Origin of the sequence: Pelagibius sp. (assembly GCF_028289705.1) — a bacterium.
Lineage (GTDB): Bacteria > Pseudomonadota > Alphaproteobacteria > Kiloniellales > Kiloniellaceae > Pelagibius.
Window position 1 is genome coordinate 1 of the sequence record NZ_JANQOI010000137.1, and the last position, 21,780, is coordinate 21,780.

The following is a 21,780-nucleotide window of genomic DNA, read 5'->3' on the forward strand; positions in this document are numbered from 1 at the left end:
ATTTCGCCGTCATGGTCCGAGCGCATTTGGCCCGCGGTTAGGAGCGACGAGGAAGGACATGCTCAAGCATATTCGACCCAGTGGGCCCATGGGAGCGACGCGGCCGCGGGCCAAACGCGCCGGATCCCTCTGGGACGGGGCAGATATGCGCCAGGGCGGCGTCGCGGACGCCTTGTGGGGGATCACCCCACGGCGCCGCCCGCTCCTAGCCCTGGCGCACATCTGCTCCCGCCACGACGGCGAAGTGAATGTCAACAGGCCCTAAAGCCTTGCGCCGTCGGGAACAGCCGTGATCAAGCGGGTCTTGCGCGTCTTCCGGCGCCTCCTGTTCTGGACCCTGGGCATCGCTATCGTCACACCGCTGGTCCTGATCCTGATCTATCGCGTCGTGCCGCCGCCGATCACGCCGCTGATGGTGATCCGCGTCGTCGAGGGGCGCGGCCTGGAGCGTGACTGGACGCCTCTGGCAGAGATCAGTCCCCATCTGCGCCGTACCGTGGTGGCGGCCGAAGACAATCTCTTCTGCGAGCACAGCGGCTTCGACTGGGACTCCCTGGAAGCGGCGGTCCGCTCCTATGCGGCGGGCAAGCGCGCCGGGGGCGGCAGCACCCTCTCCATGCAGACCGCCAAGAACCTGTTTCTCTGGCCGCGGCGCAGCGTCGTCCGCAAAGCCCTGGAAGTGCCGCTGACCGGCGCGCTGGAACTGCTCTGGCCCAAGCAACGGATCCTGGAGGTCTATCTCAACATTGCCGAATGGGGCCCGGGGATCTACGGCGCCGAGGCGGCGGCACGGGCGAACTATGGCGTGGGCGCGAAAGACCTCAGCCTCCGCCAGGCCTCCCAGCTTGCCGCCGTTCTGCCCAGTCCGCTGAAATGGCGTGCGGCCCCCGCGGGCGACTATGTTGCCAAGCGTTCAGCGACAATCCGCAAACGCACCCGCCAACTCGGGCCGCTGCTCGACTGCGTGAGCGACTAGGGCTCGACAGAGCCGCCCCGGGAATCCCGGTCGCGGAGTTCGCGCGCGGCCAGCAGACCGAATGGCAGCCACAAGGTCACCCATTCCCGCCCAAGGTTTTGCACCAGGGAACGACTGTCGAAGAGGGACGCAACGAATCCGAAAACCAGCAGCACCAGATAGATCGGCTTTCCCTTCAAGGCAGCTCTGTAAGCCCATAGAGCGGCAACTCCCAAAAGTGCAACGAGCAGCAAGGTTGCCGGAATGCCGCCGTAGAATTGATTGGCCAGGAGCAGATTGTGGGCGGATCGAGACGGCCCGTGCTTGCCGGCAAAGCCGCCTTCCGCCAAGCTGCCGTGACCGAACCAGGGGTGCTCTGCTATAGCCTGGAGGGCTTGCTGCCAGATTTCGAAATGGCCGCTCGGAGCCCGCTCATACAGGTATACAATGGGCTTCAGTTCAAGGAGTACACCGCCCAGAAGCCCGACGGTACAAAGGCCGAAGACAATCATGGCAATGCGGCGGTCTGCAATCAGAGTGGTGATCAGCAGGGCGCAGATCAGTGCGATCAGCGGCCCTCGACTCGCCGTCAACATCATGAAACAAAGCCCAAGACCGATGACCCCGACCCAGAGCAAGCGCTCTCCCATTCCACGTGCCTGAGGCAACAGACAAAAGGCCGCGATCAGGACAACCGAGCCATAGAGCGTCGCCCCGATGATTGGGTGCGACGCCAAGCCGAAGCCGGTCAACCGCCAAAGGTCTGGCTCACCACTGAAAATGCGCACTGCAAAGACGACCAGCAGAGTCAGACTGGCCGAGAGCGCGAAGCAGACAAACAGCCGTTTCTCGAAGCTTTCAGAACCAGCGGCCAACAGCGCTGTGATTGCAAAGAAAACGGATACCAGCAGGGCTAGGCGCAAGAGGTTCGCCATGTCGGTCCAGATCAGCCCCTCGGTCCAGAGTCCCGAGACCAAGACGTAGGCGACGTAGGCGAAGGCAAGCTTTGCAATGCTTGCGTGGCCGAGAGAACGCAGATTCAGTTCGCGCAGGCTCAGAATGAAAATCGGTAGCGCCACAACATAGAAAAGAACTCGGTGGCCGCGCGTCTCAAGAACGAATGCGGTGCAGAGCACCAGAATGTGGGCAGCCTTAACGACCTCGCTGTGCGTCAGTGCGCCATAGATTTTCTTTGCGGTTGTGAAGGTCTTGCCGGGTTCGAGATCGCTTGAAGCCAAGGATAGTTCTCTGAAAGAGGATCGTCGAAGCTCTGCTCCAGGATGTACCTGGCAACCCGCTCTGACGCAAACAACGAATGGCCTGCAGCCCAACCGGCCTCGGCAACCTTTCGACGCTCACGGTCATTGCGGGCGAAGAACGCCAGCTTGTCCACCAATTCGTCAGGACCATCGAAAAACGCGATCTGATTGTCTGTGAAGATGTCCCCGAAACCGGTTGACCTGGAAACGAAAGTCAAAAGGCCGTTTCCAAGTAACTGGCTCATCCGGTCAGAGGCGTAGAGATAAGCGTTGTCCGGTCGGCTGAGGCTGATCCCCATCCGTGCATTGGCCAAAGCGGCAAGGTAAGCGGCACCAAAGACCGGTGGCTTGCCCGGCGTGCAGCGAATGTCGGCGCTCAGACCGGGGACCTGGCTGATGGCTTCGGTGACGAAGTCCACCCGGCTGTCTTTCGTGTTTACAGCAAAGAATACGTCATGGTCCTGGTCATTGCGCATAAAGGCGCGGCCCGTATCGATCGCAGAGTCAACCGGGTTGGGGATGAAGTAGACCTCGGCACGGCTGCCCCGGAGTGTTTCGAGGATAGGTGCCGCGGTCGTCACGAAGATTTTGTCGACGATCTCGGCGCGGCGCTTCACGCGCTTCTGGTTAGGCCCATCTGAAAGGGCATCGACATTCCGGTAGGCAATGCGAATGTCTGGCATTTCGTCTCGAATTGCGGCCAGCGTCGAGTTACGGATCACCTCGCAATGACCGAGAAGCAATAAGTCCGGTCGGAAGTTCCGGCAGGTCGTGATCAGCTTGCGATTTGCCGCATGCCAACCCGTAATCGAAGTTAGCAGCGGTGTTGAAGCCCTGGCGATTTCTCTGTCATTGAAGGCGTGGAGATTGCAGCCATTACGGATGAGACCGTGGAGCAACTTCGGTAAGATCATGTAGAAGGAATTGCCGAAGTCACGTCCGAACACATTTCCGACCAACAAGACCTTGCGGCCCGAGTAGTTGGATGAGTTCATGCTGCCGTCCTGGAGTTCGGAATATGTAAGAGTTGAACGGAAAGCAACCTCTGCGCAAGCCGCTTGTTGCGCGCTCGAATTGCTCGCCGGCCAGATGTACTCGTTTTGGCTAGACAGTTTCATGGATCTGGGCGGGCAACATCTAAGGTGCCACGCACGCGGCAAGGAGCCGCGGATCCACCAGCAGACTCGGCTGCTGCTTGCTTGGGTGAGTGGCTGAGCTTCCAGGTCCCTTCCGTGTGGTTCGGCTGTGAACCAGGTCGATAGGGGCTGAAAGTATTCCTCAGCAGTCCTGCGGCGGCTGTAGAAGCCCCCAGCCGAAGGTGCTGTCGCGGCCGGGAGACCCGAGGTCGCGCGCCTTGTCGATCAGCGCTTGGCTGGCCGCAGAGGGTGTGATGTCGGGCTGTGCAGCCAGCATCAGTGCGGCCGCTGCGGCAACGAAGGGAGCCGCGAAGGAGGTGCCGCTGTTGTAGCCGCCGCCTTGACCGCCGCGCGCGCTCCAGACGTCGACGCCCGGTGCGGCCAGGTCGATGTAGTCGCCGCGATTGGCCTGGCGATAGGGCTGCAGCGCGGCATCGATCGCCGTGACCGCGACCACGGGTGGATATCCGGCCGGGAAGACCGGCGCCGCGTTGGGCCCTTCATTGCCGGCTGCGGCGACCAGCACCATTCCCGCCTCGTGTGCCCGCTCCACGGCCAGGCGCAGGACCAGGTTGCTAGACCCGGAGAGGCTGAGGTTCACGATCCTCACGCCCTGCTGGCCGAGCCAGTCGACGGCCCGTGCGATGGCATCGGTCGTGCCCACGACGCGGCCGTTGGCGCGCAGTCCGAAGATTGCCGCGGCGTAGAGCCGGGCCGATGGCAGCAGGCCCGCCGTTGTGCTGGCGGGATCGCCGATGATCAGCGCGGCGATGGCCGTGCCGTGATCCGCGGGAGCCGCCCGCAGCCCGGCGGCCAGAAAGCTCCGCGCCGTCACGCTGCGGCCGTGCAGCGCGGGGTGCCGGGGGTCGACCGCGGTGTCCACCAGACCGATCTCGACGTCCTGCCGGCAGGAGCCGGTAGGCTCGGGCCAGCCGACGAGCGCTTTGGCATAGGTCCGGGGTTCCGCTGCCGCCTGCGGGCTGTAGAGCGTATTGGCGTCGAAGGTCGTCGCCGGGAAGCCCTGACGCAGGTTGGCAAGGGCGGTGGGCACGTCCAGGCCGTTGGGAATGCCCAGGCGGATCAGCACGAAGCCCAGGGCCTGCAGATCCTGAAGGGTGCGCACGGCATAGCCGAGCCCACCGAGTTGCTGGGTTAAGGCTGTCGCCTGATCCAGGCTGCCGGTAACGGCAAGAACCTCGTCGTCTTCTCGGTCGATGCCTGCGTCACCGAGCGGGGCCGGCGGGACAGGCAGGCCGGGAGGGACCGCTTCGGGCGCTTGCCGGACTGACGGTCCGGCGGGCGTGACGGTCCCTGGCCGGACCGGTTTGGGCGGCTCGGCGGGCCTGCGCTCGACGGTGGCCGTGCGGCGATCCGGATCGATGGGGTTGCCGGCAGCGTCCACGGTTGCCGGACGCGGCCCGCAGATCTGCAGGAGACGGCGCTCTGCCGCGATCTGGTTGCCGCGGCGGTCCTCGATCCCGAGCTGGTACCAGCCGCCCGGCGAGAGGTCCTTCGACTTCGGCACGGTGGCGACGATATGCCGGTCAGACCAGGAGGAGACCGTCAGCGCCACCCGGCTGTTGGCATCCTTCAGGACCAGCGCTTTGCCGCCGGCGCGGCCGAAGTTGGTTCCCTTCACGGTGACGCGGTCGCCAACGTTCAAGCAGGCGCTCGCTCCCACACCGAGAATCTGGGGCGCGGTCCGGCTCGATTGCGCCTGCGCCAAGCCTGCGGTGGCCGCCCAGAGGATCAGCACCACCGAGAGCGGTACCACCCAGCGCGGCGCCGGCACAGGTTTCACAGGATCAGTTCCTCTCCGCATGCGTGACCACGTCGCCCCGCGCGCGCAGCTTTGTGAGCGCTTCTTCAATGGCGGGATCGCCCTCGGCGGGGTCCAGCAAACGCAGGTCGTAGACGCCGATTGCCGAGGGCCCGTCAGCGATGCTGACCCCCGCGGCTTGCAGCACCGCGCGAATCTCCTGCTCGGTGGCCGAGGGGGCGAAGGTGACTTCCAGCACCGCGGGACCCAGGAGCGGCTCGCCGCCGGCCGTGTCGACATCGCCACCGGGCCCGCCGGTCAGGTTCACCAGAACGCCGGCCTGGATCACCACCGCCAGACAGGCGGCGACCGCCAAGGGACGCCACCAATTGGCGATGGAGACGACCTTGCCGCCACCCGCCACTGGCCGATCCCGTTCCTCGCTGCGGTTGATCTCCCGCTTCAGGCGTTGCAGGCCCAATTCGCCCGGGCTGTTCTCCTGGGGCTGGTCCTTCACCTGCCGGCGCAACGCCGTGAGCAGCGCCACCTCTTCGCGGGCTTCGCTGTTGTCTTCCAGGTAGGCCTCGACGGCGGCGCGTTCCTCGGCCGACAAGGTTCCGTTGACGTACCATGGCAAGAGCAGGTCGAGTTCCTGGTCGCTGCGTCCGTTTTCGGCCATCACAAGACTCCCATCTCCTTGAGCCCCGCAAGGCATTTCATCAATGCCTTCTTTGCGTGAAACATCCGGGTCTTCACGGTTCCCTCCGGGCAGCCCACGATGGAGGCGATTTCGCCGTAGGGGAGGTCTTCGAAGAAGGCCAGATGCACCACGCTGCGATGTGCCTCTGAGAGCTGGTCGACACAGTGGCGAACCTGCTCCGCATTCTGGGCCGCCGAGAGTGTTTCCGCCGGATTGGGGGAGTCGTCCTCGGCGATCTCCGGATCCAATTCTACGCTTTCTGCGGGCTTGCGTCGCCGAATCCGGTCGATTGCCTTGTGATGAGCGATACCGAGAACCCAGGTGCTCACAGCGGACCTTCCCTCAAAGCGCCCGGCGCTGCGCCAGACTTCGAACATGACCTCGTTCAGTACGTCGGCCGCTTCGAAGGAATCGTTCACTTTGGAGCGGATAAATCGAAAGACCCGGCCTTCGTAGAGTCGGTAGAACGCGTCGAGGGCGCTCTGGTCGCCCTCGGCCATACGGTGCAAAAGCTCTCGGTCTTCCTGCGCCAACGACTGCTCCCACGGCTGCCGGCGGCCCGCCTCTGCGGGCGCCTAAGGTCGGTAGATTTCCCTTACGGAGCTGGACCCGATCACAGCGCCCTTAGCATCAATCGCGCTGACCTTCCAGAGATAGCGCCGATCTGCGGGAATGTACGCAAGGGAGAAGTGGTTGAAGTGCGCCGCTGTCTGTTCAGCGGACACAAAGATCCCGGCCAGCGCGGTGCCGTCCGGCACTGCGGCTTCACCGGGCGCGGCGAAGAGCTCCAGGTGATAGGCGGCCACGCCGGCAAGGGCGGACCAGGCAAAGCGCGTCTCCTCGCTGAGCACTTCGTCGGGAAAAGGCTTAGTGGTCAGGATGCGCCCTTGGGTTGGCGCAGTCACGTAGTACCGCAGCAGCGGTTCGGCGAAACTGGTCTCCGGCGTCGTGATTCTGAAGCGGACCAGGTTCGAACCCTCGACGGCCGTTGGCAGCGGCGGACTGGTGATGACCGTGCGGCCGCTGGCACCGACGCCCTGGCGCACCAGGGTCAAGGGGCGGAAGACCGGCACCCCGTCCGTCGTGCTGGCGCTGGCGACTTCCCACTGCCCGCTGATCAGCCCGGCACCGCTGGTGGTGATCTCTGCCACCGCGCGCAGGCTGCTGGCCTCGGCGAGCACGCGGACCCGGGACTCGTCGTCGAAGGCCAGGGCAAGCCGCTGGACCGTCAGCCCGGCTGAGCCGGGCCCGCTGGGAACGACCGTGACGCTTGCAGCGGCCTCGCCGCTTTCGAAGCTGTCGGCAAAGCTGCGGCGGACGACCAGTGGGCTGGCCAGCTTGATGGCCCGGAACACGAAGGCCTGAGGGATCACCAGGGTCTCTTCGAAGACCAGACGCTCCGGTATCTGGCTGCCCTCGGTTGCGCGCGCCAGGCGCTGCGGGATCGAACCGACGACCATGCCGTCGATCAGCAACTCCGCCCGCTGGGAGGCGATGGTGCCCGGGCCCGGCGGCGGGCTCACCAGCGTCCTGTCGACCTGCCAGGCAACGGTCAGGCTGCTGGCCCCGGTCGTTGCGACCTGCGCCCTTGCGGGCTTGGGTGTCACCTCGCTCACCGCGGCCTCGGCCGCACCGGTCAAGGGAGCGAGCAAGAGCGCTGTGGCGGCCGCAGCCCTTGCAAAACGGTTGGTGCGCGTAGCCATGTCTCCTACCTCACCTCACGATCCCTGGGGAGAGCCGTCCATGGGACCCGCGGTCCCGGCGGCTGCTCCCATGGGTCGTATGGCGGTGGCGGAAGGTTCAAGGCGTTAGGGCTTATAGATATCCGCCAGCGCGCTGACGCCGATGGTGACGCCGTTCTCGCCGATGGCCTTGACCAGCCAGCGATAGCGGCGGTCAGACGGCAGGTGGGCCAGCGTGAAGTCCTTGAGGCGGGTTTCGGTCACGGCCGCCGGCACCACCACACCGGTCAGGGGCGCCGCCGGCGCCTCGGGCTGGCCGTTGGGGGCTGGATCGAGCGGGGCGTTGGAGACCACGGTTTCCTGGTCCGCCGGCTCGGCCGGTCCGCTGCCGCCCCGGAAGAACTCCAGCTTGTAGGCGGTGGCGCCGGGGATCGCCTGCCAGGCGAAACGGGTCGTCTGGGTCAGGGGCGTACCCGGCCCAGGGCTGGTGGTCAGCAACAGGCGCGGTTGTTGGCCGTCCGGCAGCGGGCTCTCCGGCGTCACGTAGTACTGCAGTTCCGGCGCGTCGAAGAAGGTGCCGGGATCGGTGATGCTGAGGCGCACGATGTTGCTGCCTTCGAAGCGGGTGGGCAGCGGCGGGCTGGTGATCACCACGCGGCGCCCGCCGGCGATGTTCTGGCGCACCAGGGAAAGGGGGCGGAACACCGGCGCGCCGGCGGTGGTCGTCGCCGGGGCGATTTCCCACTGCGCGATAATGAGGCCGCTGCCGGTGGTGTTCAGCTCGGCGCGGGCCCGCAGGCGGCTGCCCTTCGGCAGCACCCGCACCCGCGAATCGTCGTCGAAGGTCAGCGACAGACGGCTCACCGTGAAGGACTCCGACCCGGGCCCGGAGGGATTGAGGATCAGGTCGCCGGAAAGGCTGGCCGGAAAGGGCGCGACCGCGCCGGTGTTGTCGGTGAAGGTGCGGCGGAGCACGAGGGCTGACCCGGACTTTACCGCCCTGAAGGCCAGGGCCTGGGGCACGGTGAAGCTCTCCGTGAAGGTGGCGCCTTCGTTGGCGATGGTGGCGCCGGGAAGGCTGCGGGAGAGGGTGCGGTTCACCGTGCCGACGACGGCGCCGTTCAGCAGGAACTGGCCGCTGGGCGAGGAAATCACGCCGGGGTTCGGGACGATCGTTCCGGGAATGCGCACGACGCGCCAGACCACGGTCACCGTGCTCGGTGCCGTCGCGGAGATGGCGATGCGGCTCGGCACCGCGTCGACACTGACGATCCCGGCCATCGCCGGCCCCGAGGACAGCAGCAGGCCCAGCGCGAATGCCAGGACCGAGAGCAGCGATGCCATGCGGCGGGTCATAATGGAGCCCCTCAGTAGACTACCGGCAGCGAGAGCCGGAGCGTCGTGAAGGCTTCGTACTGCAGGTCGTCCTCGGAGTTGTCGAAGTCGTCATTGGTTTCCTGAATGAAGCCGTTGAAGGCAAGGGCGATGCCCAGCCTGTTGGCGTCCGGCTCGCGCAGCGTCCAGACGACCTCGCCGCCCAGGCTGGAGCTGTCCGGTGTGTCGCCGTCACCGGTCCGAACGTTCAGATTATAGGACAGGGAGGCGGTGAGCACCTGCGGGATCACCGTGATATCGCTGGCCAGTCCGAAGTTGACGGTGCGGTTCGCCTTGCCCAGGTCCTTGTCCTCGAAGACGTCATACTGCACCGTCGGTGAGAGCGTCAGCCAGTCGTCGATCAGGAAGTAGCCGCTGAGCCCCGTCGTGTTGTTGACGGTGTCGCTGGTGAAATTGATCTCGTCCTCGAAGGAATAGATCATATGGGAGACGTTCCAGCTCCAGCTCTCGTAGTTTGAGCCCAGGTTGAAGGTGAGGGAGCGGCTGACGTTGTTGGCATCGTCTGCCGGGAAGTCGACCGAGCGCTCGACCCGTTCGATATCGGTGACGCTGGCGTTGACCGTAAAGAAGGGCTGGCCGTACCAGGGCAGGCTGCCGTCCTCCTCCGGCTCGACGAAGGGGGTGTAGGAGCCGTTGAAGTAGACCCGGATCGTGCGGTCCGTGGGCAGAAAGTCGAAGTCGTCGACGTTGCTGTACTCGTGATCGACCTGCAGGTTGGCGGTGAACTCGTCCCAGAAGAAATCGGTGAAGATGGAGGTGGTCTCCCGGTCGGGCCGAATCCCCGGGTTCGCGAGGCTCTGAAAGAAGGTGTCGATCTGCTCGCGCTGAACGCCGATGGTCCAGTTGAGGATGCCGCCGTCCAGCGTGGTGCCGCGCAGCGGCTCTACGGAGGCAAGGAATGAGTAAGCGTTGGCGGTCTCCGCGTCGAAGCCCTCGTCCTTGCCGTCGAAATCGAAGGTCGCCTCGGCGAACTCGCCGCGCAGCCGGACGCGTTCCTCGAACCACAGGCTGTCCACGGCGACGGACCAGCCGTCGCCCTCGTTGATGACCTCCTCAGTGCCGATCCCGAAGCCGCCGTCGCTGCCCTCGCCGTTGTAGTAGACCCCGGTGAGCACCAGGTTCTCCTTCAGCGCCCCGATGGGCCGCAGCGATACCGAGGCGCCCTCGACCCGGTCCTCGTCGTGGCTGATCCCCAGGACGTGGCGGGTGCCGACCAGGGATTCGGTGCGCAGGACGAAGCCGGTGGCCGTGATCCGTTCGTCGGCGGTACCCACCCTCATGGAAACGCCGCGGCGGTTGAAGTTCGACATCACCAGGCTGTCGATCCCGGTATCGTGGTTGCCCACGGTCAGGCCGGCGAAGACGTCCTCATTCTGGAAGTCGCCGTCCAGGCGGAACTCCCCGAGGTCGAAGTTGCGCTGCTCCAGGCCCAGTTCGAGTTGGGAGTTGTAGATGTAGTTGCCCTGCGCGGAGAGGCGCCAGGTCTCGTCGCCGGCCGCCGCCTCCACATCGCCGCCGCTTTCGCCGGTGACGTGCTGCGAGGGCGTTTGCAGGCCCTCGTTCAGGACCCGCGCGTTCACCTCGCCGGCGAGATCGGCGTTCACCGTGAGGTCGCGGATCAGGGCGGAGTGGCGCACCTCGACCAGCCAGACCCCGCGCTCGGCGATGCTGCCGTCATCGCCGCGTTCGATGAGGCGCACCACGTGGTCTCCGGTGGTGAGCGGTTCGGGAAGGGTGACGGTGAGTATGCCCGGCCCGGTCGTCGCAAAGGCCGTCAGGTCGATGTCGTCGACCTCGACCGCCAGGCGCGGGTAGACCGCCGGGTCCAGGTCGGCCGGAAGGTCGATGACGATGGGATCGCTGCGTCCGCGGGTCTCGCCGGCCGGCGCCCGCAGCTCGGGCACCCAGTCCTGCGCCAGGCTCGGCGAGGAGACGGCAAGTCCGAAAATCAGGACGGCAAAACCCAGGGCTTCAAAGCCGCGTCCGGCTGAGCGCAATAGCCCCCCGCCGCCGGCGCCCGTTCCCTGCGCCGCAGTCAAAGCCGTGGCCCCGTGCGAACCACGTCCCGGACGTCTCATCGCCCCCTGCCTTTCGTTCCACCCCCCATGGCGGTCGGATTACGGCGACTCTCCCACTAAGCATTTTGTCATATCGCGATTGATGAGGGAAAGGAAGGGCCGGCACCCCGGCTTCCCCAAATTGCATCGGCGCTCATGAGCCTTGCCGAGCGCCGCGCGAGTCCCTAGGTTTGCGGCCATCGGGGCGTAGCTCAGCCTGGTAGAGTGCCTGCTTTGGGAGCAGGAAGTCGGAGGTTCGAATCCTCTCGCCCCGACCACCCCCACATACTAATGCCTTGGCCTGCGGTGAGCGCGCCTGCGCCCCACCTTCCTTGCCGCGCGGTCCAGATTGGCTATTCTGCGCAGCGCACGCCGCGCCGGATAGGAGACGAGGGGATGACCGAAACGAGCGAACTGGCGGCCTATCGCGCGCAGGTGAAGGCGGATCTGGGGTTGCCGGCGGACCTGGAGATCGAGGCCTTCTATTTCGGCGACTCGCCGGACTTCGCCGACGAACTGGCGGAGCTGGTGGTCTCCGGCCCCAAGCGGGCGACCGTGGGCTGGGTGGCCGAGGCCGAGCTGCTGGAGGAGCCGCTGCCCCAGGTCGGCGACCTCTTCATCATTCTCGACGGTCGCGGGAGGCCGCGCTGCACCATCAAGACTACCGAGACCCGCCGTGGCCCGCTGCTCTCGGTGGACGAGGCCTTCGCCTGGGACGAGGGGGAGGGGGATCGGACCCTCGGGTTCTGGCTGGAGGGGCACCGCCAGTATTTCGCCCGGCGCTCCAAGGTCCTCGGCATGCCCTTCGACGAGAACGAGAGCGAGCTGCTGTTCGAGCGTTTCGAAGTGGTGCACCGCGCGGCATGACAGGCAGCGCGGGCGGGCCCGGCGCTTGAGACCGGGCCCGCAGCTTGGCCGACCGTGGGCCCCTAATTGGTCAACCCGGTCGCATAGGTGTAGCTGCCCTCGCTCCAGCGATAGACGACGAAGCCCGGCACCGAGACGTCGCCCTTGGCGTCGAAGGCAATCTCGCCAAGGACGGTCTGGAAGTCGTAGCCTCGGAGAGCTGCCGCCACGGTTTCGGGATCGACCGAACCGGCCATCTCGGCGGCCTGGGCCCAGACCTGCACGGTCGCATAGGCGTAGAGCGTGTAGCCTTCGGGCTCGATGCCGTTTTCCTTGAAGCGCGCGACGATAGTGCGGGCCTCCGGCGTCTTGCGCGGATCGCTGGCGAAGGTCATCAAGGTGCCTTCGGCCTGCCCGCCGGCAATGCCCCAGAAGTCTGCGCTCATCAGCCCGTCTCCGGCCATGAAGGTGGCGTCGAGCCCCGCCGATTTCGCCTGCCGCAGCATCAGGCCGATCTCCGTGTAGTAGCCGCCGATGAAGACCAGATCGATGTCGGCCTCTTTCAGCCTGCTGACGACCGCGCGATAGTCTTTTTCTCCGGCGTTGTAGGCATCGCTGAAGACGACGGTCTGGCCGAGATCGGCCAGCTTCTGCCGGGTCTCGTCGGCCAGGCCCTTGCCGTAGGCCGACTTGTCGTGCAGCACAGCGACCCGTGCCTTAGGCATCTGTTCACGGATGAACTGCGCGGCCACGCCGCCCTGCTGGTCGTCACGCCCGGCGACCCGGAAGACCAGGTCGCCGCCGGCCTCGGTCAACTCGGGCGCGGTGGAGGCCGGAGACATCATCAAGACGCCTTCTTCCTCATAGACCCGCGATGCGGGGATCGAGCAGCCGGAGCAGCCATGTCCGGCGACGAACACGATGTCCCGGCCGACCAGACGATTGGCTACGGCAACGGCCTGCTTGGGGTCGCAGACGTCGTCTTCGACGGTCAGGACAAGCGGCTCCCCGAGCAGGCCGCCGCGGGCGTTGATGTCCTTCACCGCCATCTCGGCCCCGCGGCGCAACTGGTCGCCGAAAGCGGCAAGGGGGCCGGTCATGGGTCCGACGGCGGCGATGCGAATCTCGGCCGCGGCCGTCCCGGCAGCGGACAGCAGCAAGCCTGCGAGGGTGAGGGAAAGGGGGAACTTTGATGTCCACGTCATAACATTCTACTCCTTGTCGGAAGTCTCGATGTTGCGGCGCGGCGCGCATTCCTGGCGCGGGCCCTGGATTGGCTTTGCAGGCGCTCAGCGGTGGCCCGGCGTTGGAATGCCGCGCCAACATGACGGAAGACTGTTTCAGTTCGACAACATCAGCAGTGGGAATGTTCGGCGATTGCGCCATGGCTCCCCGGCGCAGAGGACGGGACGGCCTGCGCGGAACGCCGCGACTCCGGTGGCGAAGGCCGTGCTGAGTGCATGACGCCCATTCGGCGGCTATGATCTCTCGCCCGACCACATCGTTTGCCGCTGAGACCCGCAGGGAGGCCGATGGCCATGGCACTTGCCAAGCTCGATCACGTGAACATCCGCACCGCCAACCTCGCGGCCATGGGCGCCTTCTATCAGGAGGTTCTGGGCCTCACCGCCGGTGAGCGGCCGGCCTTCGGCTTTCCCGGCGCCTGGCTTTACTGCGGCGCCACGGCGGTGGTGCACCTGGTGGAGGTGGCCGAGCAGCCGGACCCCCAGGGCGCGCTGCGCCTCGAGCACTTCGCCTTTTCCGGTGCCGGCCTGGGCGAATTCCTCGCCCTGCTGCGCCGGCGCGGGGCGGGCTACGAGATCGGCGTCGTGCCGGGCCTCGGGATCATCCAGGTAAATGTCCACGACCCGGACGGCAACCACATCCACATCGACTTCGATCCCGCCGAGGCCGCCTCGGTCACCGACGAGCCCGTCCTGGCGGCGGTCTGACCTGCTTTAGGGGCCGGCGGGACGGGCGATCAAAGTCGTTGCGCGAGGCCGGGCAGCGGCTATCATGCGCCGCGAATTGACGGGGCCGCGAGTTGATGGGGCCGCGTCGACCCCTGGGAGCAGATCAGACATGCAAGTGCGCATCTATCAGCCACCGAAGACGGCGATGCAGTCGGGACGGGCGCAGACCACGGTCTGGATGATGGAGTTCGAGCCGACGGCGGCGCGCCGCGTGGAGCCGCTGATGGGCTGGACCTCCTCCGCCGATACCCGCGCGCAGTTGCGCCTGAAGTTCGAGACCCTGGAAGAGGCGATTGCCTACGCCAAGGCCGAGGGCCTGATGTACAGCGTGGAAAAGCCGCGGGAAAGAAAAGTCAGACCAAAAGCTTACGCCGATAACTTCAAGTACGATCGCATCGGCCGCTGGACCCACTAGGCTGGCCATAGGGCCGCTGTCCGGCGCCGGCGGTCGACGATCCCTCCCCTGGGCGCCCGTAGCTCAGCTGGATAGAGCAACGGACTTCTAATCCGTAGGTCGCAGGTTCGAATCCTGCCGGGCGCGCCATGATCCCACAAGCTGGACAGGTCTGCGGACTGCGCTTCAGTCGCTGAGGCCGATGTGGACCCTGCCGGCTTCGATGCGGACCGGGTGGATCCTGAGGTTGACGCAGGCGGGGGCCGACTTGGCCTCGCCGCTGCGAATGTCGAAACGGCCCTGGTGTTTGGGGCACTCGATGAGGGAGTCGATGACGATGCCGTCGGCCAAGTGGATCTGCTCGTGGGTGCAGAGGCCGTCGGTGGCGTAGAACGCGCCCTCCAGCGTCCGATAGACCGCGTAGGTCTTCGTCCCGCGGTCGAAACGGATCACATCCTCCTCGTCGATCTCGTCGACGGCACAGACCTCGACCCAGTCCAGTCGGTCGCTCATGCCCCGTTCCTTTCAGGTGACGGCTCAGATGGCGGCCGTCGCGCCGGCCCGGTGACCCTGCGCGCCCGCCGGCAGGGCGCGCCGGACGAAGTGGTCCGGGTCCCTGGTCTGCCTGATCATGGCCGGGATCATCTCCCGGTAGGCTGCCCAGAGACTGGGATAGGGCGGGGGGCAATCCTCCCTGATGGCTGCGTGGAGGGCCGGCAGTGCGTAAAAGGGCACCATCGGGAACATGTGGTGTTCCAGGTGGTAGTTCATGTTCGAATAGATGAACCGCAGCACCGGGTTCAGATGGACGGTGCGGCAGCTCAAGCGGTGGTCGGGCACGTCCTCGGCCAGACCGGCATGCTGGGTCGCCGACAGGATATGGTGCAGCCAGGAGCCGTAGAAGGTCGGCAGCCCGACGAACATGACCGGCATCCAGCTCTGGGCCGCCAGGGACCAGACGATGACCGCCGCCAGGATCGCCAGGTAGGCGCGTGCCGTCCAGACGACCTTGGCGCGCTCGCTCTCCGGCACGTAGTCCGTCTCCACCTCGTTCAGACGGCCGACGCTGTGACGCAGCAGCTTGGACATCTCGATGGGGCCGGTCTTGAGATGCAGCAGGTTGCGGACCATGCCGAAGAGATCCGGCGGGCGCGGGAAGGCGATTTCCGGATCGCGGCCGACGACGATGGTGTGGCTGTGGTGGCGGGCGTGGCTCCAGCGCCAGAGATGGGCATTCTTCAGGGCCATGAATGACGCTAGGTGGTAGAAGGCCTCGTTCAGCCGGCGGCTGCGAAAGGCGGTGCCGTGGGCGCATTCGTGCCAGCGGGAGTCGGCGCAGGACCCGTAGAGCAGGCCGTAGACCAGGAAGGCCGGAACCATCCACCAGGTATCCCAGCTCAGGTAGGCGAGGAGGCCGCTGGCCGCGAGCAGGCCCAGCCACAGTGTGTAGTCCCTGAGGGCCGGTCCGTCGCTGCGCCGGCTTAGCTGCCTGAGCTGCTTGCGTGGGATCGGACAGGCATACCAATCCTCATGCGTCAGGGCAGGGGCGGGGGCCTCATTGGACAGGCTGTAGTCGCGCCATTGCGCTGTCGTGGTCTTTGCGGCCCCGCTCATGGCAAATCCTCGCTGTGCGGATCGGCTGACCGGCTCCTCCCGGATGCGATCGAGCCGGCCCAGAATTGCGGACGCGGGCCAACGGCGCAACGGCACGATGATAGATTCTATCAAGCCATCAAAAATGGCTCATGACAGTTTGATAGAATTCATCATAGCATGGGCTGCATGAGCAAGCGCCCGACAGTCCGCGATGTGGCCGAGCGCGCCGGGGTCAGCGTGGCAACGGTGGACCGCGTGATGAATGCCCGCTGTCCGGTGCGTTCGGCGACCGCGGAGCGCGTGCTGCGTGCCGCTGACGAACTCGACTACCACGCCAGGACTCTGCTGCGCCGGCGGATCGAGGAGACGGCACCCAAGGTCACCCTCGGGTTCCTGCTGCAGAAGTCGAAGAAGCGCTTCTATCAGCAGCTTGCGGTCGATTTGAACGCGCAAACCCAGTCCGAGGCGCGCATCCGCGGCACGCCGCTGGTCGCCTTCGTGGAGGACCTGTCTCCTGACGCCATCGTGGCGCAGATGCGCGCGCTGGGCGACAAGGCGGATGCCCTGGCCGTGGTCGCCGTCGATCACCCGAAGGTGGCCGCCGAGGTCGAAGCCTTGCGTGAGCGCGGCGTTCCGACCTTTGCCCTGCTCAGCGATCTGACCGCGCCGGCGCGGGCGGGGCACATCGGCGTCGACGGCCGCAAGGCCGGCCGCACCGCCGCCTGGGCGGTGGCGCGTCTCGCCCGCATGCCGGGCAATGTGGGCATCCTGGTGGGCAGCCACCGCTACCTCGGCCACGAAGACCGCGAAATCGGGTTCCGCAGCTATTTCCGCGAGCACGCCCCCGGGTTCCGGGTGCTCGAGCCGGTGGTTTATCTCGACGATGCCGTGCTGGCCTATGACGCGGCCCACGAGCTTCTAAAGCGGCACCCCGAGATCGTCGGCTTCTATCACTGCGGCGGCGGCGTGGAGGGCGCGCTGCGCGCCGTGCGGGAGGAGGGCTTCGCACAGCGAATCGCCTTCGTCTGTCACGAGCTGACGCCCTCGTCGCGCGAGGGCCTGATCGACGGCGCGGTGGATGTGGTGATCGCATCGCCCACGCAGCGCATCGCCACAGAGGCGGTGGACGCCATGGTGGCGGCACTGCGCGGAGAGGTCACGGCCGCCCGGCAGATCCTGGTGCCCTTCGAAATCTACGTCTCCGAGAACATCTGATCCGCGGGTCCGCCGGTCCCGTCAACCGCCGTCGGCGGAAATCTGGCGGCCTCAGTTGTCACGTTGGTCCTGGCGCAGCCAGAAGGGGTTGGGATTGCGGGAGTCGCGGTGGCCGTGGGCGTTGCGGGGTGCCCGCGGGGTACAGGCGGCCAGCAGGGGCAGGAGGCCGAGCGCCACCAGGCCGAGGCCGGCCAGGGCGGTTCGGCGCGTGGATCCGCTGGCGGTTGCGGTGGCGGGGCGGGCGTCCTGATCGGTCATTGCGGCGGCTCTCTTCACGATGGGGGCGATCCAGACTGGAGCGCGGCAGGCGGCCGCACAAGCCCGATATAGGGTGGCCGAGGCCGGCGCATGATTCACATCGTCGCTACGACAGGTCAATCCCACGTGAACACACTCACGGCCCGGCAGGGACGAGGCCAAGCCTCGACGGTGGGAGCAGGTTTCACCTGCCGTTTCGGACCGCCGGGCGGTCGGGGTCGCGCAGGGGTGCCAATCCCCCCTCGACGCTCGCCATGATCCTATCGGTCACCTTGCGTTCCAGGGACCACCTGAGGACCAGCTTGCCGGCAAAGCGCAGCAGCCCGTTGAGGATCGGCCGCAGTTCCTCCTCGATCGCCACGTCCCCCAGCGCCCTGACCCTGGCGCGCACCTGCTCGCGCAGGTGATCCATATCGACCTGTTCGGGCTTGGGGCGCTCGGCGACGGGAATGTCCTCGTCGGCTGCCAGGTCCTCAGTAAGCGGGATGATCGGCAGGCCTGGGTGCGGCGCTCCTTTGGAATCGGGCAGCATGCGCCGTTCGCCGTTGCGCTCGCGCACGTACCAGCGCTCCCGCTGCTCCGCGGTGAGGTTCCGGAACAGCGGGTTGGTCTCTGGCAGAGCCAGATAGCGCAGCAGGAACGAGCGGCAGTTCTTGCGGCCCAGGAGGTAGTCGTGGCGACGGAAGGACTCTTCGAAGAAGCCGCCGAAGCCGCCCAGCGTTGCGGAGGCGATCGCATACTCGACCTGCCGGCCGTCGGCGTTGCGGCGCGAGGGTGAAATCATGAAGCGGGAAAAGACGTTCGACTTCTCGGCCAGCATCAGTTCCTCGGGCTTGAAGCGTGCCTGATCCACCAGGGCGCCGAACATCTGTGGCAGGATGGAACGCAGGCGGTCGTCGTTGCTCGGGTGGCGGTCGAACTCGATCCGGTTGGGGAAGGGGTCGATCATGATCACGGCGCGCCGTGCCTCTTCTCCGTCGCGCGGATTCCTCTCATCGCTGCCGCCGGAGAGATGGCGCCGCGCCAGCTCCAGCGGCTCGTTGTTCATCAAGCCGCCGTCGACGCAGACGAACTCGTAGCTGTCGGGTTTGGCCTCACCGAAAGCCGGATCGCGCATCTCCGTCCTGCCGTAGTAATCGTCCGCATCGCGGTCCAGAATCTGCGGACTGAGGCCGATGGGAAAGGCGCCTGTGGCCAAGGCCGCTCGGGCGAGCTTTGGCCAGTTTCCCCCCGGGCAATCGTTCGGGTCCAGCGGGATGAATCCGGCCGGGGCCGCAGCCTGCCAGGCAACGGCAAAGCGCATGTCGTCCATATGGTTGGTCATCCCATAGGCATCGCTTGTGCCGGTGCCGTAGAGCTGAAAGCCATAGGGGACGCCGCGCAGGTTGGCGACGGTCAAATAGACGGCCAGCGGGTCCGCCACCCAAGGCCGTTTGCGCTTTTCACCCTCCGCTTCGAGGGCGCCTTTGGCGATTTCCCAAAGAGCGGTCGAATCGAGTGCCGAGACCAATGCTTTGCGATTTGCCACGTCGCGGGTCCCGAGCAGCTTCTTGATGTCGATTTCCCGGACCCAGGAATTGTAGAGTTGGTTGGTCCGCGCACTGACTGGGTCGGCACCGGGTCGCTGGTGCGCCAGGTCATGCATGAAGTGGACGGCAGAGATTGCAGAGGTCATGCCGCCGGCCGAAGCGCCCGCCAGGACCGGTACGCTGACCCGGTGACGCGGGCCAGTCCAGTCAGGCCGTTCGCGCGCCGCATAATAGCCGTCCAGGGCCTCGATCAGAAAGTCCATGACACCGGCGGTGTAGGCTCCGGCCGAGATGGCACCGGCCATGACCAAACCCAACTGGAACTCATCGTCGTCTGACATTGCAGGTCTCCCGCAGGATCAGGGGTGGCAGAGCGTGCCCCCGGGCCGCAGGGCCTAGAGCGGGACCGGGGCGAACTTGACGGCCTTCTTCAGGAGTTTGTCGAGCAGGCCGAAGACCTTGGTCGCCTTCTCTGCGATCTTGACCGCGTCGTCGAGATCCTTGGTTGCCTTGCGCAGATCGGTGGTCGCCTCCAGGACCTTCGTCTGCGCCGCGGTGAAGGCCGCCGCCTCGCTGTTGAAGCGGGCGGCCTCCAATTCGACCCACTGGGCCCGCAGTTCCTGGGCGCGGTTCAGCAGCGCCTGGCGCTGTGGGATCGGAAGGTTCGGCGCCATGGCTTTCCTGACCATGTCCTCGAACGACTTGAACAGGCCGTCGCGCAGGGCCTTGGACGCTTTCACTTCCGACATGCTTTTCCTTCCTCTGCTGCCCGCCGGGCCTCACCCCAACGCCTGCTCGAGACACACCCTCAGGAGAGGGCGGCACTCAGGCGCTGGAAGGACTCGAAGACCTCCTTGGCGGAGTCCGAATAGCTGCGCACGATGGTCACCAGGTCGGAGAGGTCTTGCGGACCCTTCTCCGACTTCGCATAGCGCACCAGCGCATCGTGGGCGATGTCGAACTGGTCCAGGGTCTGGATGAGCCCCTGCAGGGTGGAGAGGCTCTTGGTGCGCGCCTCCAGGGCCTGGTCGATCTTGGTCAGGGTGCTGAGCCGGGCCGAATTGTTGTTCGACTCCTGGGCTTCGGCGTAACGGATTGTCAGCTCGGCGATCTCAAGCTGTTTCACGGAATCGCGCTGGCGGATGACGAAGGTCAGATCCTCGCGCAGCTTGCCGGAGATGTCCTGGATGGCCGGTGCCGCCTTGGCGATGGCGGCATCCAGGGCGCGCGAGCGCTTGGCGTTGATGATCTCGGTGGCGATGGCATCGGAGATGATCTTCAGCGGACCGGTGATGTCGCTGATCGGCAACTCCCCGAGGATGCCGCTCTCGGCGTTGAGGTCCGTCAGCAGGGCATCGGCGGAGCTGCGGGCGCGCTCGCTGGCGGCTTTCCAGCGCTCGCTGGCATCGCTCTCCGCCAGGGCCGCGAGCATCTGGGTGTACTGCTTCAGCACACCGAAGGTGCGGTCGCGTGCGGCGATGGCCTGCGGCGACAGAATCGGTTCCGACAGCTTTGAGATGTTCAGCGGCCGGTCCGGATCTTCCCGCAAGAGGGTCAGCTCATAGCCGCGCTCGAAGCTGTTGATGCTCTCGACATATTCCAGCGCCACGGACGCAGTCTGGTCCGTCGCGCTCTGAAACTCGCCGATGCTTTCCTGATAGATGGTGAAGTCGCGCGGTGTGCCGCAGGCCGCCACCGCAGCAAGCAACAGAAAAGTCCAGAGTCCTGTAATCGCCCGTTTCAAGACAGCGGCTCCCCCTTCGCTGGTGTACGGCGGCCAAAGCAAGAGACCGAGAGCCAATGGCTTTCCGGTTACGCCCCCCACGTACCGATTGCCTGGCTGAGTCGAGCCGCCGTCGCCGACTCCCTGCGAAATAGTGATGCCGATGAGAGTGTGATCGCAAGCCGGAAATCGGACCTTGCACATCCGGATCGGCAATCCGGGCAGAACCTCAAGTTGGCGGTCCGAGGTCGATTGCCGGGCCGCTACGCCCGGGCGGCCGGTTAGCGTGCGCCGCGGGCCACCGCCGGCTTGGAGCGGGGGGTCAAGAGCTTTGCCGACTTGCTGGGGCCGGACTGCCAGTTCAGATCGATGCCCTGTTCCTTCAGATAGGCTTCGGCCGCGGCCCGGGCTTCGCCATGAGAGTCCGCAAAGCCCTGGGCATAGAAGCGCCCGTCCTTCTCGTAGGAAACGGTCCAGCGGAACTCGGGAGGTCCGCGGCGCGAGCCCGATCCGGGGTTGCCGCGCCAGGGCTCGATCAGGATGTCATGCTTCTTCATCGCGTCATACGCATGGTAATGAGGTTGACTGAGTGGTCATTGTATACAGATGCGGTGTTCTTTGTGGACCCTCTTGTTGTCCGGCCATCGCTTGTGGTGCCGGCGGCGAATGCCAAGTCCGGAACTACAAAGCGAGAGACTGAAGCCGCATTCACAGCGTGTCGGCGCTCCTGAGCGCAGGCTTCGAGGGCGCCGGGGGCGGCGGCTCCTCGGGATAGCCGGGCGGCCAGCCCGGCGGCGGTTCGATATCGGGAGCGGGTTCGCCCGGCGGATGGACCGGCGGCGGTACCGGTGCCGGCGGATCGGGAGGTGGTTTTGGGACTTGTGCGAAGCGTGAGTGCAAACCTGAACTCAAGGGCGGGACAGTCGCGCCGTGGCCGCCCTTCCAGAAAGCCTCCTAGTGTCTGAGGACCAGCAGGGCACCCTCGATCAATTTGACCACGTTGGGGCAGCCGTCGATGGAGGCCAGGTCGCGGGCCAGTTCGAGCTTGGCGATCGCTTCGTCCGGCGTGTTGGCGGCGCGGGAAATGATCTCCTCGTCCAACTCGGACACGCTCTCCTCGGCGGCGACAGGGTCATGCTGATCCTGCTCGCGCAGCAGCCGCGCGCGATGGATGGTCAACTCGTTCAGTGTGTGCATGGACATAATTAAACCGCGCTCTTTGCCGCCCAATCTGTGTCAAATGGCGGGCACCTGAAAATCCAGTTAACCATGATAGCCGAAACGGGCCTCCTTGTCGCCTAAA

General features: G+C 65.9%; 22 protein-coding genes and 2 tRNA genes. 7 read left to right on the forward strand and 17 right to left on the reverse strand.

The window, feature by feature from the left end; genetic code table 11:
* Positions 1-289 precede the first annotated feature (289 nt).
* Positions 290-976, forward strand: a complete 687-nt coding sequence (gene mtgA / locus Q0996_RS17525; RefSeq protein WP_299622647.1) for a monofunctional biosynthetic peptidoglycan transglycosylase — start codon at positions 290-292, stop codon at positions 974-976.
* Here the strand turns inward: mtgA and Q0996_RS17530 are convergent.
* The 8 genes from Q0996_RS17530 to Q0996_RS17565 all read right to left on the reverse strand — a co-directional run bounded on the left by Q0996_RS17530 (position 973) and on the right by Q0996_RS17565 (position 10,883).
* A complete protein-coding gene (locus tag Q0996_RS17530) occupies positions 973-2,193 on the reverse strand; it encodes an O-antigen ligase (RefSeq protein ID WP_299622650.1) in 1,221 nt (406 codons plus the stop codon). The genes mtgA and Q0996_RS17530 overlap by 4 nt on opposite strands.
* Positions 2,127-3,209 carry a glycosyltransferase gene (locus Q0996_RS17535; RefSeq protein WP_299622653.1) on the reverse strand — a complete coding sequence of 361 codons (1,083 nt, stop codon included), beginning with the start codon at positions 3,207-3,209 and terminating at the stop codon, positions 2,127-2,129. Before Q0996_RS17535 ends, Q0996_RS17530 begins: the two co-directional genes overlap by 67 nt.
* A 283-nt stretch (positions 3,210-3,492) precedes the next feature.
* Entirely contained in the window at positions 3,493-5,151 is a 1,659-nt protein-coding gene (locus tag Q0996_RS17540) for a S8 family serine peptidase (protein ID WP_299622656.1), read from the reverse strand.
* Positions 5,152-5,155: 4 nt separating this feature from the next.
* Positions 5,156-5,788, reverse strand: coding sequence for a hypothetical protein (locus Q0996_RS17545; protein ID WP_299622659.1), 633 nt, complete (start codon positions 5,786-5,788; stop codon positions 5,156-5,158).
* Positions 5,788-6,342, reverse strand: a complete 555-nt coding sequence (locus Q0996_RS17550; RefSeq protein WP_299622662.1) for a sigma-70 family RNA polymerase sigma factor — start codon at positions 6,340-6,342, stop codon at positions 5,788-5,790. Before Q0996_RS17550 ends, Q0996_RS17545 begins: the two co-directional genes overlap by 1 nt.
* A gap of 42 nt (positions 6,343-6,384) precedes the next feature.
* Positions 6,385-7,512, reverse strand: coding sequence for a hypothetical protein (locus tag Q0996_RS17555; protein WP_299622665.1), 1,128 nt, complete (start codon positions 7,510-7,512; stop codon positions 6,385-6,387).
* Positions 7,513-7,617: 105 nt separating this feature from the next.
* Positions 7,618-8,847 carry a hypothetical protein gene (locus Q0996_RS17560; protein WP_299622668.1) on the reverse strand — a complete coding sequence of 410 codons (1,230 nt, stop codon included), beginning with the start codon at positions 8,845-8,847 and terminating at the stop codon, positions 7,618-7,620.
* Between the two features lie 11 nt (positions 8,848-8,858).
* Positions 8,859-10,883, reverse strand: coding sequence for a hypothetical protein (locus Q0996_RS17565; protein WP_299622671.1), 2,025 nt, complete (start codon positions 10,881-10,883; stop codon positions 8,859-8,861).
* A gap of 261 nt (positions 10,884-11,144) precedes the next feature.
* Here Q0996_RS17565 and Q0996_RS17570 point away from each other — a divergent pair.
* Positions 11,145-11,221, forward strand: a tRNA-Pro gene (locus Q0996_RS17570).
* A gap of 118 nt (positions 11,222-11,339) precedes the next feature.
* On the forward strand, positions 11,340-11,810 hold the full coding sequence (locus Q0996_RS17575) for an ASCH domain-containing protein (RefSeq protein ID WP_299622674.1): 471 nt from the start codon (positions 11,340-11,342) through the stop codon (positions 11,808-11,810).
* Between the two features lie 62 nt (positions 11,811-11,872).
* Here the strand turns inward: Q0996_RS17575 and Q0996_RS17580 are convergent, their stop codons facing one another.
* Positions 11,873-12,994: a branched-chain amino acid ABC transporter substrate-binding protein gene (locus Q0996_RS17580; RefSeq protein WP_299622676.1), complete on the reverse strand. Its 1,122-nt coding sequence runs from the start codon at positions 12,992-12,994 to the stop codon at positions 11,873-11,875.
* A 333-nt stretch (positions 12,995-13,327) separates the two neighbouring features.
* On the opposite strand from Q0996_RS17580, the gene Q0996_RS17585 reads away from it, so the two are divergent.
* From Q0996_RS17585 to Q0996_RS17595, 3 genes are all read left to right on the forward strand, one after another.
* A complete protein-coding gene (locus Q0996_RS17585) occupies positions 13,328-13,741 on the forward strand; it encodes a VOC family protein (RefSeq protein ID WP_299622679.1) in 414 nt (137 codons plus the stop codon).
* A gap of 130 nt (positions 13,742-13,871) precedes the next feature.
* Positions 13,872-14,177: an ETC complex I subunit gene (locus Q0996_RS17590; protein ID WP_299622681.1), complete on the forward strand. Its 306-nt coding sequence runs from the start codon at positions 13,872-13,874 to the stop codon at positions 14,175-14,177.
* A 52-nt stretch (positions 14,178-14,229) separates the two neighbouring features.
* A tRNA-Arg gene (locus tag Q0996_RS17595) sits at positions 14,230-14,306 on the forward strand.
* 36 nt (positions 14,307-14,342) lie between these two features.
* Here Q0996_RS17595 and Q0996_RS17600 read toward each other — a convergent pair.
* Together Q0996_RS17600 and Q0996_RS17605 are read right to left on the reverse strand one after the other, a co-directional pair.
* Entirely contained in the window at positions 14,343-14,669 is a 327-nt protein-coding gene (locus tag Q0996_RS17600) for a MocE family 2Fe-2S type ferredoxin (RefSeq protein WP_299622684.1), read from the reverse strand.
* Positions 14,670-14,693: 24 nt separating this feature from the next.
* Complete coding sequence (locus tag Q0996_RS17605; protein ID WP_299622687.1) at positions 14,694-15,770, reverse strand: fatty acid desaturase; 1,077 nt, start codon at positions 15,768-15,770, stop codon at positions 14,694-14,696.
* 168 nt (positions 15,771-15,938) lie between these two features.
* Here Q0996_RS17605 and Q0996_RS17610 point away from each other — a divergent pair, with 168 nt between their 5' ends.
* A complete protein-coding gene (locus Q0996_RS17610; protein WP_299622689.1) occupies positions 15,939-16,967 on the forward strand; it encodes a LacI family DNA-binding transcriptional regulator in 1,029 nt (342 codons plus the stop codon).
* A 51-nt stretch (positions 16,968-17,018) separates the two neighbouring features.
* Here Q0996_RS17610 and Q0996_RS17615 read toward each other — a convergent pair whose 3' ends face one another.
* From Q0996_RS17615 to Q0996_RS17640, 6 genes are all read right to left on the reverse strand, one after another.
* Entirely contained in the window at positions 17,019-17,225 is a 207-nt protein-coding gene (locus Q0996_RS17615; RefSeq protein WP_299622692.1) for a hypothetical protein, read from the reverse strand.
* Positions 17,226-17,409: 184 nt separating this feature from the next.
* Entirely contained in the window at positions 17,410-19,095 is a 1,686-nt protein-coding gene (locus tag Q0996_RS17620) for a DUF3376 domain-containing protein (protein ID WP_299622695.1), read from the reverse strand.
* A gap of 54 nt (positions 19,096-19,149) precedes the next feature.
* Positions 19,150-19,503 (reverse strand): hypothetical protein, encoded by a 354-nt coding sequence (locus Q0996_RS17625; protein WP_299622697.1) that lies wholly within the window; start codon positions 19,501-19,503, stop codon positions 19,150-19,152.
* A 59-nt stretch (positions 19,504-19,562) separates the two neighbouring features.
* On the reverse strand, positions 19,563-20,498 hold the full coding sequence (locus tag Q0996_RS17630; protein ID WP_299622700.1) for a hypothetical protein: 936 nt from the start codon (positions 20,496-20,498) through the stop codon (positions 19,563-19,565).
* 260 nt (positions 20,499-20,758) lie between these two features.
* The gene (locus Q0996_RS17635) at positions 20,759-21,034 is read right to left on the reverse strand and encodes a hypothetical protein (protein ID WP_299622702.1); all 276 of its coding nucleotides are present in this window, start codon (positions 21,032-21,034) and stop codon (positions 20,759-20,761) included.
* Positions 21,035-21,431: 397 nt separating this feature from the next.
* Positions 21,432-21,680 (reverse strand): hypothetical protein, encoded by a 249-nt coding sequence (locus tag Q0996_RS17640; protein WP_299622705.1) that lies wholly within the window; start codon positions 21,678-21,680, stop codon positions 21,432-21,434.
* Positions 21,681-21,780: the final 100 nt, after the last annotated feature.